Annotated in this window: 8 protein-coding genes; 5 read left to right on the forward strand and 3 right to left on the reverse strand. The window is 60.8% G+C overall.

All coding sequences use genetic code 11. The features are described from left to right. Positions 1-23: 23 nt before the first annotated feature. Entirely contained in the window at positions 24-776 is a 753-nt protein-coding gene (rpsB, locus tag CPter91_RS17060; protein WP_014005317.1) for a 30S ribosomal protein S2, read from the reverse strand. Between the two features lie 364 nt (positions 777-1,140). Here rpsB and map point away from each other — a divergent pair, with 364 nt between their 5' ends. The 3 genes from map to CPter91_RS17075 all read left to right on the forward strand — a co-directional run bounded on the left by map (position 1,141) and on the right by CPter91_RS17075 (position 5,438). Beyond that, positions 1,141-1,959, forward strand: a complete 819-nt coding sequence (map, locus tag CPter91_RS17065; protein ID WP_061942280.1) for a type I methionyl aminopeptidase — start codon at positions 1,141-1,143, stop codon at positions 1,957-1,959. A gap of 33 nt (positions 1,960-1,992) precedes the next feature. Then, positions 1,993-4,545, forward strand: coding sequence for a [protein-PII] uridylyltransferase (locus CPter91_RS17070; RefSeq protein WP_061942281.1), 2,553 nt, complete (start codon positions 1,993-1,995; stop codon positions 4,543-4,545). A gap of 146 nt (positions 4,546-4,691) precedes the next feature. Further along, positions 4,692-5,438, forward strand: coding sequence for a pseudouridine synthase (locus CPter91_RS17075; protein ID WP_061942283.1), 747 nt, complete (start codon positions 4,692-4,694; stop codon positions 5,436-5,438). A gap of 95 nt (positions 5,439-5,533) precedes the next feature. On the opposite strand, the gene CPter91_RS17080 is transcribed toward CPter91_RS17075, so the two are convergent. Together CPter91_RS17080 and CPter91_RS17085 are read right to left on the reverse strand one after the other, a co-directional pair. Beyond that, complete coding sequence (locus CPter91_RS17080) at positions 5,534-6,004, reverse strand: cyanophycin metabolism-associated DUF1854 family protein (RefSeq protein ID WP_061942285.1); 471 nt, start codon at positions 6,002-6,004, stop codon at positions 5,534-5,536. Next, on the reverse strand, positions 6,001-8,319 hold the full coding sequence (locus tag CPter91_RS17085) for a cyanophycin metabolism-associated ABC transporter (RefSeq protein ID WP_061942287.1): 2,319 nt from the start codon (positions 8,317-8,319) through the stop codon (positions 6,001-6,003). Before CPter91_RS17085 ends, CPter91_RS17080 begins: the two co-directional genes overlap by 4 nt. A 415-nt stretch (positions 8,320-8,734) precedes the next feature. On the opposite strand from CPter91_RS17085, the gene CPter91_RS17090 reads away from it, so the two are divergent. Both CPter91_RS17090 and cphA read left to right on the forward strand, forming a co-directional pair. Beyond that, positions 8,735-10,891 (forward strand): cyanophycin synthetase, encoded by a 2,157-nt coding sequence (locus CPter91_RS17090; protein WP_061942289.1) that lies wholly within the window; start codon positions 8,735-8,737, stop codon positions 10,889-10,891. Positions 10,892-10,963: 72 nt separating this feature from the next. Then, a complete protein-coding gene (cphA, locus tag CPter91_RS17095) occupies positions 10,964-13,534 on the forward strand; it encodes a cyanophycin synthetase (RefSeq protein WP_061942291.1) in 2,571 nt (856 codons plus the stop codon). The last annotated feature ends 291 nt before the right edge of the window (positions 13,535-13,825 follow it).

Consider the following 13,825-nt stretch of genomic DNA (forward strand, 5'->3'; position numbering starts at 1 on the left):
GTATGAATCCTCAGATGCAGGGCTTACGCCTGGTCGTTAACTTCAACGAATTCGTCGCCAGCTGCGCCCTTGATGGCTTCAACTACGTCGTTCACTGCATTGGCGCGGCCTTCCAGGATGGCATCGGCAACACCGCGAGCGTACAAAGCGATTGCCTTGGACGAGTCGTCGTTGCCAGGAATGACATAAGTCACGCCGTCTGGCGAGTGGTTGGTGTCAACCACGCCGATAACTGGAATACCCAGTTTAGCGGCTTCAGTGATGGCGCCCTTGTGGTAGCCGACGTCGATCACGAAAATTGCGTCAGGAATGCCGCCCATGTCCTTGATGCCGCCGATAGCTTTTTGCAGCTTGATAAGCTCACGTTGGAACATCAGGCCTTCTTTTTTGCTCAGCTTCTCAACCGAACCGTCTTCAATCGAAGCTTCCATTTCTTTCAGGCGCTTGATCGATGTCTTGATGGTCTTGAAGTTGGTCAGCATGCCGCCCAACCAGCGTTGGTCGACGAAAGGCGAACCCGAACGTGCTGCTTCAGCAGCAACGATTTCGCGCGCTTGGCGCTTGGTGCCGACAAACAGGATGTTGCCGCGGTTGGACGACAATTGGCGGATGTACTTCATCGCCTCTTGGTACATGCCCAGGGTTTTTTCCAGGTTGACGATGTGAATCTTGTTGCGGTGACCGAAGATGAACGGCGCCATCTTTGGGTTCCAGAAACGAGTTTGGTGACCGAAGTGGACACCGGCTTCCAGCATTTCACGCATTGTTACGGACATAATTTTCTCCAGGGTTGGGTCTGGAATCTGCTCAGTCACTGTTTTGCCTACGGCGGAAACAGCACCCTTTTCGAGCGGATTCGCGTTTTTAAACATACAAATTAACGACAACAACGTCGGTATAGCCCGATAGCAATTCGAGCTAACCCAAGATTGTAACCCAAAACCCAGGACTTCTTCAAGTCCCGGCAGGCATATCTTTCAGCGCATCTTGTGATGCTCGTCTATAATCGTTACCTGAATGAATCCCGGCCGTTTATGCCTGCTTTTACGGCTGTTTTGTGCGCTTATTGCGCACTTATTGTCCACTTACTGTCCATTTAAGCGCGGATTTGCCCTTATTTCTCAGAATTATTCCTTACCTATGACCACTATTTCCATCAAAACCGCCGAGGACATCGCCGGCATGCGCATCGCCGGCAAGCTTGCCTCTGAAGTGCTCGACTACATCACGCCGTTTGTCAAAGCCGGCGTGACCACCGGCGAGCTGGATCGCTTGTGCCACGAATTCATGACAAACGTACAAGATTCGATCCCGGCCCCGCTCAACTACTGCCCGCCCGGCTATACCCCGTATCCGAAAGCCATCTGCACCTCGGTCAACGATGTCATCTGCCATGGCATCCCGGGCGACAAGGTTCTGAAAAACGGCGATGTGGTGAATCTGGACATCACCATCATCAAGCACGGCTACCACGGCGACACCAGCCGCATGTTCTATGTCGGCGAGCCGTCGATCATGGCCAAGCGCCTGGGCGACATCACCTATGAATGCATGTGGCTGGGGATCGCCAAGATCAAACCCGGCGCGCATCTGGGCGATATCGGCCACGTCATCCAGCAGCACGCCGAGAAAGCCGGCTACAGCGTGGTGCGCGAATTCTGCGGCCACGGCATCGGCAAGGTATTCCACGAAGAGCCGCAAGTCTTGCATTATGGCCGTCCCGGCACGCTGGAACGGCTGGAAGCCGGCATGATCTTCACGGTCGAGCCGATGATCAACGCCGGCCGCCGCGACATCCGCGAAATGGGCGACGGCTGGACTATCAAGACCAAGGATCGCAGCCTCTCCGCGCAATGGGAACACACCGTGCTGGTGACCGAAACCGGCTACGAAGTGCTGACCGTCTCGGCGGGCACGCCGCCGCCGCCGGCATTCGTCCAGCAAGCTGCCGCCGCCTAATCATATTTCTATACCAAGCACCGAACGCCGTACATGACAACACTTGCCGCGACCCTGAAACAACAGCTTAGAACCGAGCGGCAAGTCATCATCTCTGCCTTCCTGGTAGAGGGCAAACCCGGCGAACTGCTGACGGCGCTGCGGCGCAGCGTCGACCTCGCCCTCACCCAGGCCTGGAAAATGCTCGGCATGCCGGCATCGGCAGCGCTGGTGGCGGTCGGCGGCTACGGCCGCGGCGAACTGTTCCCGCACTCCGACGTCGACGTGCTGATCCTGCTCGGCGCGGCCCCCGACGCCGAACTGAAACCGCGACTGGAACAGCTGGTCCAGCTGTTCTGGGACATCGGCCTGGAGATCGGCCACAGCATCCGCACCGTCGACGAATGCCTGAGCGAATCAGCCGCCGATATCACAGTGCAAACCAGTCTGCTGGAAGCGCGCCTGGTGACCGGTAACCACGCTTTGTTCCACCAGTTGCAGGAACGCTGCAACGCGGCGATGGACCCTTGCGCCTTTTTCCAGGAAAAAATCCTGGAAATGCGCCAGCGCCACGTCAAATATGAAGACACGCCCTACAGCCTGGAGCCGAACTGCAAGGAAAGCCCGGGCGGCCTGCGCGACCTGCAAGTGATCCTGTGGGTGGCCAAAGCCGCCGGGCTCGGCGAGTCCTGGCCGAAGCTGGCCAAGCACGGCCTGATCACGGCGGCGGAAGCACGCCAGCTGTCGCGCCAGGAGCGCGCCTTCAAGGATATCCGCATCCGCCTGCACATCTACACCAACCGGCGCGAAGACCGCCTGGTGTTCGACGTGCAGACGCCGATCGCCGAAGCGCTCGGCTTCCAGACCACCGAAACGCGGCGCGCCAGCGAATACCTGATGCAGCGTTATTATTGGGCTGCGAAGGCAGTGACCCAGCTCAACACCATCCTGCTGCAGAACATCGAAGTGCAGCTGTTCCCGCAGCCGATGGTGCCGCAGCGTATCAACGATCGCTTCAACCACCTGAACCGCCTGATCGACATCGCCCACGACGACCTGTTCAAGACCACGCCGTCGGCCATGCTGGAACTGTTCCTGCTGCTGGCCCAGCACAGCGAACTGCGCGACATGACCGCGCGCACCCGGCGCGCCCTGTGGCATGCGCGCGTCAAGATCGACAACGCCTTCCGCCGCGACCCGGTCAACCGTTCGCTGTTCATCCAGATCATCCAGGCGCCGCAAGGGATCACGCATGCGCTGCGCGGCATGAACCAGACCAGCATCCTGGGCCGCTATCTGCCGAACTTCCGCCGCATCGTCGGCCAGATGCAACACGACCTTTTCCACGTCTACACGGTCGACCAGCACATCCTGATGGTGGTGCGCAACGTGCGCCGTTTCACCATGAGCGAACACGCCCACGAGTATCCGTTCTGCAGCCAGCTGATCGCCAATTTTCCACGGCCGTGGCTGCTGTATGTGGCAGCCCTGTTCCACGATATCGCTAAAGGCCGCGGCGGCGACCACTCCAAGCTGGGCATGACCGACGCCCTGCATTTCTGCCAGCATCATGGCCTGGCGCCGCAGGACACCGCGCTGGTGGTGTTCCTGGTCGAGCACCACCTGACCATGTCGCAAGTGGCGCAAAAACAGGATTTATCCGATCCGGATGTAATCCTTCACTTCGCCGGCACGGTCAAGGACGAACGTCACCTGACAGCTCTCTATCTGCTGACAGTGGCCGACATCCGCGGCACCAGCCCGAAAGTGTGGAACGCCTGGAAAGGCAAGCTGCTGGAAGACCTGTACCGCATGACTCTGCGCGTGCTGGGCGGCGAAACGCCGTCGGCCGACCGCGAGCTGAAGAACCGCCAGGAAGAAGCGCTGAAAACCCTCCGTCTGTACGGCTTGCCGCAAGACGCCCATGAAGCCCTGTGGCAGCAGCTCGACGTCGCCTATTTTCTGCGCCACGACGCTTCCGACATCGCCTGGCAAACCCGCTCCTTCTATAACCAGATCGACAGCCCGGCGCCGATCGTCAAATGCCGCCTGGCGCCGATCGGCGAAGGCTTGCAGGTGGCGGTCTACACCAAGGACCGCAGCGACCTGTTCATCCGCATCTGCAGCTATTTCGACAGCAAGAATTTCAGCATCCTGGACGCCAAGATCCAAACCACGCGCCACGGCTACGCGCTCGACTCCTTCCTGATCAGCGCTCCGCTGTTCGCCAAGCACTATCGCGACATCATCAACCTGATCGAGCACGAGCTGACCGCCCTGCTGCAAACCGACAGCGCCTTGCCGGCGGCCTCGCGCGGACGGCTGTCGCGCCTCTCGCGCACCTTCCCGCTGACGCCGACGGTCGACCTGCGGCCGGACGACCGCGGCCAGTACTACCTGCTGTCGATCACCGCCAACGACCGCACCGGCCTGCTGTTTTCGGTCGCCAGCGTATTGGCCAAACACAAGATCAACCTGCATACCGCCAAGATCATGACCCTCGGCGAACGCGTCGAAGACGTCTTCCTGGTGGACGGTAATGCGCTCAACCATGCGCGCATGCAGATCCAGCTGGAGACCGATTTGCTCGATGCTTTGCACATTTAGCGTAGGGTGGGCACCTGTGCCCACGCGTGACTTATGCACAGCAAAAGTCCTAAGATCCTAAGCTCATCAACCGTCACGCGTGGGCAGAAAAATCTGCCCACCCTACGATTCAGATAATATTTTTTAATTTTCTTTTTTAGCACGCCATGACTGAACCACTACGCCTTTCCAAACGCATGTCAGAACTCGGGCTATGCTCGCGCCGCGAGGCCGACGAATGGATCGCGCGCGGCTGGGTGCGGGTCGACGGCATCGTCGTCTCGGAACTCGGCAGCAAGGTGCTGCCGAGCCAGCGCATCAGCGTCGAACGCCAGGCCGCGGCCGAACAATCGAAACGCGTCACCATCCTGATCAACAAGCCGGTCGGCTTCGTCAGCGGCCAGGCCGAAGACGGCTACCAGCCGGCAGTGGCGCTGATCAAGGAAGCCAACCGCTGGAGCGAAGACCGCTCGCCCACCCTGTTCCACCCGACCCAGCTACGCAGCCTGGTCCCCGCCGGCCGCCTCGACATCGACTCGGTCGGCCTGCTGGTGCTGACCCAGGACGGCCGCATCGCCAAACACCTGATCGGCGAAGAAACCAGCGTCGACAAGGAATACCTGGTGCGGGTGCGCTATACCAAAGGCGACAAGCTGCCCGACGCCGAACTGCGCCGCCTCAACCACGGCCTGACGCTGGACGGCAAGAAGCTGAAGCCGGCCATCGTCAAATGGCAGAACGAAGATCAGCTGAGCTTTACCCTGCGCGAAGGCAAGAAGCGCCAGATCCGCCGCATGTGCGACATGGTCGGCTTGAAGGTGCTGGGCTTGAAACGGGTGCGGATTGGCGGCGTGAAGCTGGGGAATCTGCCTGAGGGGCAATGGCGGTATCTGGGGGCGGACGAACAGTTCTAGGAATTTGGAAGCACCGCGTGGGCAGAGAAGCCGGCCCACCCTACCCCGCTGCAAAGGCATGTAGGGTGGCCATTAATGCCCACGCGTGACAGCAATTACAAGAACCGATCCAGAATCTTGCGGCTAGCCTTGTCCAGCGCCTGCGTATCGCGGATCAGGAACTGCACGCCATGACTATCTGCGATCAGCAGGCTGGTCGCCACGATACGGCGGATATCTTCCTCGCCCTTGAGCGTGAAAGAAGCATCGCCGCGATTGGTTTCCACATACCAGATACTGGGCGCGGTATAGCTGGAGACCCTCTGGATGCGCTTGATTTCCGGCATGAACTCGCGGCTAGCCAGTTCTTTTTCGACGATCACGCGGGTCGCGTCCGGCAGGTCGGACAAACGGCTGATCCAGGACAGTTCGTGGCCATCGGCGCTGACCAGCGACAGGCCGTCGTCCGGCGCGCCTATCGGGAAAGCACGCACCGGCACCACGCCTTCGTGCACTTCGCCATTGGCGGCGGTGTAGACCAGGCGGCCAAAAGCATTGTGGCTCAGTTTGAAATCATGTGTCGTCATACGTTCTCTTCGCTGTCTTCATCGACCAGTTGCGGCTCGCCGTCGCCCTCGGGATTGCGCAGCTGCGCCTGGTACAGGCGGTAGTAGGCGCCTTCGCGCAGCATCAGTTCGTCATGGCTGCCGACTTCGACGATCTGGCCGCGGTCCAGCACCACCAGGCGGTCGGCCTTGCGCAGGGTCGACAGGCGGTGCGCAATCGCAATCGTGGTGCGGCCCTGGACCAAGTTATCGAGCGCTTTCTGGATTTCTTTCTCGGTGGTGGTATCCACCGACGAGGTGGCTTCGTCCATGATCAAGATGCGCGGATCGATCAGCAGCGCGCGCGCGATCGAGATGCGCTGGCGCTCGCCGCCCGACAGCGCCTGGCCGCGTTCGCCGACCAGCGAATCGTAGCCTTGCGGCAGGCGCAGGATGAATTCATGGGCGTGGGCGGCACGGGCAGCGGCGACGATTTCCTCGCGCGTGGCTTCCGGCTTGCCGTAGCAGATGTTCTCGGCGATCGTGCCAAAGAACAGGAAAGGCTCTTGCAGCACCAGGCCGATATTGCGGCGATATTCCGAGATCGGCATCGAGCGGATATCGACGCCATCCAGGCGTATCGAGCCTTCCGAGACATCGTAGAAGCGGCAGATCAGGTTCACCAGCGTGCTCTTGCCGGAACCGCTGTGGCCGACCAGACCGATCATCTCGCCCGGCTTGATGTCCAGGCTGACGCCGCGCATCACGGCCCGGTTGCCGTAGCGGAAACCGATGTCGCGCAACTCGATGGCGCCCTTGACGTGCTCCAGATGGACCGGGTTGGCCGGCTCGGGAACGCTGGAGACGTGGTCGAGGATTTCAAAAATACGCTTGGCGCCGACCGCCGCCTTTTGCGTTACCGAGACAATCCGGCTCATCGAATCGAGACGGGTATAGAAGCGGCTGATATAGGCCAGGAACGAGGCCAGCACACCGACCGTGATCTGGTTCTTGGACACCTGCCAGATGCCGAATACCCAGACTACCAGCAAGCCGATTTCGGTCAGCAGGGTCACGGTCGGCGAAAACAGCGACCAGATCTTGTTGACGCGGTCGTTGACCAGCAGGTTGTGCTGGTTGGCGTCGCGGAAACGCGTGGCTTCGCGCTTTTCCTGGGCAAAGGCCTTGACCACCCGGATGCCGGGAATGGTGTCGGCCAGCACATTGGTGACTTCGGCCCAGATGCGGTCGATCTTTTCAAAGCCGTGTTTCAGCTTGTCACGCACCAGGTGGATCATCCAGGCGATGAACGGCAGCGGCACCAGAGTCACCAGCGCCAGCCACGGATTGATCGAGAACAGGATCACCGCGGTCATGATGATCATCAGGACATCGATGGCGAAGTCCAGCAGATGCAGCGACAGGAAAACGCAGATGCGGTCGCTTTCCGAACCGATGCGCGCCATCAGGTCGCCGGTGCGCTTGCCGCCGAAGTATTCCTGCGACAGGCGCAGCAAGTGTTCATAGGTCGTGGTGCGCAGGTTGGCGCCGATACGCTCGCTCACCAGCGCCAGGATATAAGTGCGGGCCCAGCCCAGGCTCCAGGCCACCAGCGCGGAAGCCAGCAGTCCGGACAGGTACAGCTTGACCAGGTCGACATTGATGGGTTTGCCGTTCTGATAAGGAATCAGCACATTATCCATCAGCGGCCCCATCAGGTAAGGCGGCACCAGGGTGGCGGCGGTGGAAATCAGCATCAGCACGAAACCCAGCAGCAGCATCCCTTTATAGGGCGTGGCGAAGCGCGCCAGGCGGAACAGGGCCCAGGTCGACGAGGGCGCGGCGCCCTTTTCAGGGCAAATCAGGCATTCCTCGCTGTCTGCGGGTAGCGGCGCATTGCATTGCGGGCAAACAGCCTGCTCTTCACGCAAGGCTGAATGTCCGGCCAGGCGGTCGTCGCGCTGCTGTTCGAAGACCTTGATCAGGCGCAGCGCATCAAGATTCAGGCCGAGCGTGTAGCGCCAGCTTGCCAGCTGCTGTTGCTCGTCATGCAATTCCAGGCTGCCGACGCCGGCGTGATCGTGGTGGCCGAGCTTCAGCCCGGCGCGGTAGCTCCACTCGCGCCAGCTGCTGTCCTCGGCCATTTTGGCCAGCACGCGCTGGCTGGTGACCAACACCAGCCCTTGTGCAAAATGCAGCGAGGCGTTGAGATCGATGACCAGGGACGCGAGGATTTCCTCGGTCGGCCCGAGTTGAGTTGTCACTTCGGCACGCAAAGTAGCAGGTAATGCAGCAGGCAAATTATGGGATAAATAATTTCCAGCGCGGGATAATGGGGGTATTGGGTTGCTTTTCATCTAAACGGCATGGTGTGTCCGCGCGCATACTGGCTAGCGGACCGGATGGAATTTTGTGTGAAAACGCCTTGGAACAAGGTGACAATTATTTGACACGCTCTTCGAGAGCGGCTGCAGGCTTCGCTTACCGCGCGCTCGCACCGTCAACACATTGAAAACAGTCCAAAAATGGCGCACATCGTCTGCCGCAAGTATTATATCCTATCGGGTTTTCCGGAAACGTTACTCTTCGTTACTAAATAACACTATCTTTTTGGACATTATTATTTAGTAATCCGATGTAAACCAAACCGCTCTTTAACGCGTTACAAGTTGTTGCAGGGCGTTGAAACCGGTACGCGCAATCGTCCAGGATCCACGAATGGTCATTTTGGCCAGCCCTTTTGGCCAACGCCTATAGCCTCATTGCTGACTCATGAAAAACATTGAAATTCTCCGTATCATGTCCCTGCGCGGACCGAATATATGGACGTATAGATCAACCCTTGAGGCGTGGATCGACATTGGCGAACTGGAAGACTTCCCCTCCAATACCCTGCCCGGCTTCAACCAGCGCCTGACCGGCTGGCTGCCTTCCCTGATCGAACACCGCTGCAGCTACGGCGAACGCGGCGGCTTTGTACAGCGCCTGCAAGACGGCACCTGGCCCGGCCACATCCTTGAACACGTCACCCTGGAACTGCAAAACCTGGCCGGCATGCCGGGTGGTTTCGGCAAAGCTCGCAGCACTTCGGTGCGCGGCGTCTATAAAGTAGCGGTACGGGCGCGCCACGAAGAAGTCACCCGCGCCGCCCTGCACGCTGCGCGCGACCTGGTGATGGCCGCGATTGAAGACCAGCCGTTCGATGTCCCGGCTACGATTGCCTCGCTGCGCACCATGGTCGATTCGCGCTGCCTCGGCCCCAGCACCGCCTGCATCGTCGAAGCCGCGGACGAACGCCGCATCCCCTCTTTCCGCCTGACTGACGGCAACCTGGTGCAGCTCGGCCACGGCTTTCGCCAGCGCCGCATCTGGACCGCCGAAACCGACCAGACCAGCGCCATCGCCGAAAGCATCTCCAGCGACAAGGACCTGACCAAGACCCTGCTGCAAGCCTGCGGCGTGCCGGTGCCGGAAGGCCAGGTTGTGGACAGCCCGGCAGAAGCCTGGGAAGCCGCCGAAGACATCGGCTTGCCGGTGGTGGTCAAGCCGACCGACGCCAACCATGGCCGCGGCGTCTTCATCGACCTCAACACCCGCGAAGAAATCGAAACCGCCTACACGCTGGCGCTGGAAGAAGGCAGCAGCGTGATCGTCGAGCGCTTCATCCGCGGCAACGAACACCGCCTGCTGATCGTCGGCGGCCGCCTGGCTGCCGCTGCCCGTGGCGAACCCTTGTCGGTGGTAGCCGACGGCAGCTCGACCATCCTGCAACTGATAGAAAGCCAGATCAATTCCGATCCGCGCCGCGGCGAGCTGGAAGAATGTCCGCTCAGCCTGGTGCTGCTGGACCAGGAACCAGTGGTGCGCGTGGAGCTGGAACGCCAGGGTTACAACGGCGATTCAATCCCGCCAGCCGGCAAGCAAGTCCTGATTCAACGCAACGGCAATGTCTCGATCGACGTCACCGACCTGGTGCACCCTAGCGTCGCCGCTGCCGCCTCGCTGGCGGCGCGCGTGGTCGGCCTGGATATCGCCGGCGTCGATCTGGTGGCGGAAGATATTTCACGGCCGCTGGAAGAACAGCGCGGCGCCATCGTCGAAGTCAATGCCGGTCCGGGCCTGCTGATGCATTTGAAGCCGGCGGAAGGCCGGCCGCGCCCGGTCGGCCGCGCCATCATCGAACATCTGTTCGCCGCCGCCGACAATGGCCGCATCCCGATCGTCGGCGTCTCCGGCACCCACGGCAAGACCACTGTTTCGCGCCTGATCGCATGGCAGTTGCACCTGAGCGGCAACCATGTCGGCCTGGCATGCGGCGACGGCCTTTACTTCGCCCAGCGCCAGGTAGAAAAAGGCGATTGCGCCAATTGGGAATCGGCCCAGCGCGTGCTGATCAACCGCGCGGTGCAAGCAGCGGTTTTTGAAAACAGCCACGACACCATCTTGTCCGAAGGCCTGGTGTACGACCGCTGCCAGGTTGGCGTGGTCACCAACATCGCCGCCAACGACAGCCTGCCGCAGTACTACATCGGCGACGCCGAGGAAATGGTGAAAGTCACCCGCACCCAGGTCGACGTCGTGCTGCCGACCGGTGTCGCCGTGCTGAACGCCGCCGATGCGCTGGTGGCCGACATGGCCTCGCTGTGCGATGGCGAAGTGATTTTCTTCGGCATCAACCCTGCTCTGCCGGTCATCGCCGAGCAGCTCGAAAAGAACAAGCGCGCGGTGTTCATCCGCAACGACCAGATCATGCTGGCTACCGGCAAGAATGAATTGCTGCTGGCGGACATCACCACCATACCGCTGATCACCCGCAGCAAGGACAGCTTCCAGACTGAAAACGTACTGGCAGCGGTCGCCGCGGCATGGGCGCTGGACATCTCGCACGACTTGATGCGCGCCGGGATTGAAACTTTCGAGATGGCTTAGCAGCTTGCTTAATTAAGCAAAATTAAGCAAAAACCAGAAATCAGAATAATCAGAAATTAGGAAAACCTGTCGATGGACGTATCACGTATCCGAGTACTTCGCGGCCCCAATCTGTGGAGTCGACATACCGCTATTGAAGCCATTGTGTCCTGCGCCGAAGCGGAACGCGCCATTGCCGGCATCGCCGGCTTCGAGGCCAAGCTGCGTGAACGCTTTCCGCAAATGGGCTTCCTCCAGGCGACCGGCAAGAACGAAGTGATTTCCATGGCGCATGCCCTGGAAATCGCCGCCCTCGGGCTGCAGTCCGAAGCCGGCTGTCCGGTCACCTTCAGCCGCACCGTGCCAACCATGGAAACCGGCGTCTACCAGGTGATCGTCGAATACAGCGAAGAAGAAGTCGGCCAGCTGGCTTTCGAGCTGGCACGGCAACTGTGCCTGGCGGCCTTGACGGATCAGCCTTTCGACCTCGCCAGCGCGCTGGCGAGCCTGCAGGAACTCGACGAAGACATCCGCCTCGGCCCTAGCACCGGTTCCATCGTGCAAGCCGCGGTAGCGCGCGGCATTCCGTTCCGCCGCCTGACCGGCGGCAGCATGGTGCAGTTCGGCTGGGGCAGCCGCCAGCGCCGCATCCAGGCCGCGGAAACCAATCACACCAGCGCCATCGCCGAATCGATCGCGCAAGACAAGGACCTGACCAAGAAGCTGCTGAACGCCGCCGGCGTGCCGGTACCTATGGGACGCGTGGTTTCCAGCGCCGAAGAAGCCTGGGCCGCGGCCCAGGAAATCGCCAGTCCGGTCGTGCTCAAGCCGCGCGACGGCAACCAGGGCAAGGGCGTGGCGGTCAACATCAGCGCGCGCGAACAAGTCATGGCGGCCTTCGCCGTCGCTGCAGAGATCTGTTCGGAAGTGATCGTCGAACGCTACCTGCCCGGCCACGACTTCCGCCTGCTGGTGGTCGGCAACCATCTGGTGGCCGCGGCCCGCCGCGATCCGCCGCAAGTGATCGGCGATGGCGTGCGCACCATCCGCCAGCTGGTGGACCATGTCAACAGCGATCCGCTGCGCGGCGAAGGCCATGCCACCTCGCTGACCAAGATCCGCTTTGATGCGATTGCCTTGGCGACGCTGGCGAAACAGAATTACGCTGCCGATTCGGTGCCGCCGCAAGGCACGCGCGTGGTGTTACGCAACAATGCCAACCTGAGCACCGGCGGCACCGCCACCGACGTCACCGAAGACGTACACCCTGAACTGGCGGCGCGCGCCGTCGCAGCGGCGCAAATGGTCGGCCTCGACATCTGCGGCGTCGATGTGGTCTGCAACAACGTCCATCAGCCGCTGGAAGAACAGGAAGGCGGCGTGGTCGAAGTCAACGCCGCGCCCGGCCTGCGCATGCATATCAGCCCTTCCTACGGCAAGGGCCGCGCGGTCGGCGCCGCCATCATGTCGACCATGTTTGAAGACGGCGACAATGGCCGCATCCCGCTGGTAGCGGTGGCCGGCACCAACGGCAAGACCACTACCGTGCGCCTGATCGCCCACCTGCTGGGCCGCAAGGGCCTGCGCGTCGGCATGACTAATTCCGATGGCGTCTACATTGAAAAACAACGTATCGACACCGGCGACTGCAGCGGTCCGCGCAGCGCCCGCAATGTCCTGATGCATCCGGATGTCGACGCCGCGGTGTTTGAAACCGCGCGTGGCGGCATCCTGCGCGAGGGCCTGGGCTTTGACCGCTGCGACGTCGCCGTGGTCACCAACATCGGCATGGGCGATCATCTCGGCCTGAGTTTTATCAGCACGGTGGAAGACCTGAGCGTGGTCAAGCGCGTCATTGTAGAAAACGTCGCACCCGCAGGCCATGCTGTCCTGAACGCTGCCGATCCGATGGTGGCCAGCATGGCCAAGGCCTGCCCCGGTTCGATTACATTCTTCGCCCACGATTTCCATCACCCCCTGATGACCACCCACCGCGCCCAGGGCCACCGAGTGGTCTACCAGGACGGCAACGCCATCGTCGCCGCCAAGGGCAAGCAGGAACACCGGCTGCCGCTGCAGGAGATTCCACTGACCCGCAACGGCAGCATCGGTTTCCAGGTCGAGAACGCCATGGCTGCCATCGCAGCCGCCTGGGCCTTGAATCTTGACTGGGATGTGATCCACGCCGGCCTCGCCAGTTTCATCAACGATGCTGCTACCGCGCCCGGCCGCTTCAATGTGTTCGAGTACCGCGGCGCCACCCTGATCGCCGACTATGGCCACAATCCGGACGCCATCCAGGCGCTGGTGAAGGCGATCGACAGCATGCCCGCCAAACGCCGCTCGGTAGTCATCAGTGGCGCCGGCGACCGCCGCGATATTGATATCCGCCACCAGACCGAAATCCTGGGCGACGCCTTCGACGAAGTGATTCTTTATCAAGACCAGTGCCAGCGCGGCCGCGCCGACGGCGAAGTGCTGGGCTTGCTGCGCGAAGGCTTGAAGAATGCCCGCCGCACTACCGCCACCGAGGAAATCAACGGCGAATTCATCGCCATCGATACCGCCTTGTCGCATTTGGCGCCAGGCGACCTGTGTCTGATCCTGGTCGACCAGGTGGAAGAAGCACTGGCGCATATCGCCAAGCGGATTGCGGAAGTTTGATTAATACGGTAGTTCGTCGTGCTGAACACGCTTAGGCTTAGCTAACTGGGTCAGAGTAGCTAACTGGGGTCAGAGTGAACTTTCTGCGGGCTTTTTGCAGAAACTTCACTCTGACCCCACTTAGCGGGCCACGGAGTGCATACCTCTCGTCGTCAGAAAAAATCCAGCAGCGCGCTCGTTCTTTCTCCGAATCCGTCATGTGGGGTCAGAGTCGAGTTTCGCGATACAGCGCCGCGAAAGTCGACTCTGACCCCAGATGACTCGCGTTATCTCAACTAATCAGAAGTCGCC

It is taken from the genome of Collimonas pratensis (genome assembly GCF_001584185.1).
Taxonomy (GTDB): domain Bacteria; phylum Pseudomonadota; class Gammaproteobacteria; order Burkholderiales; family Burkholderiaceae_D; genus Collimonas; species Collimonas pratensis.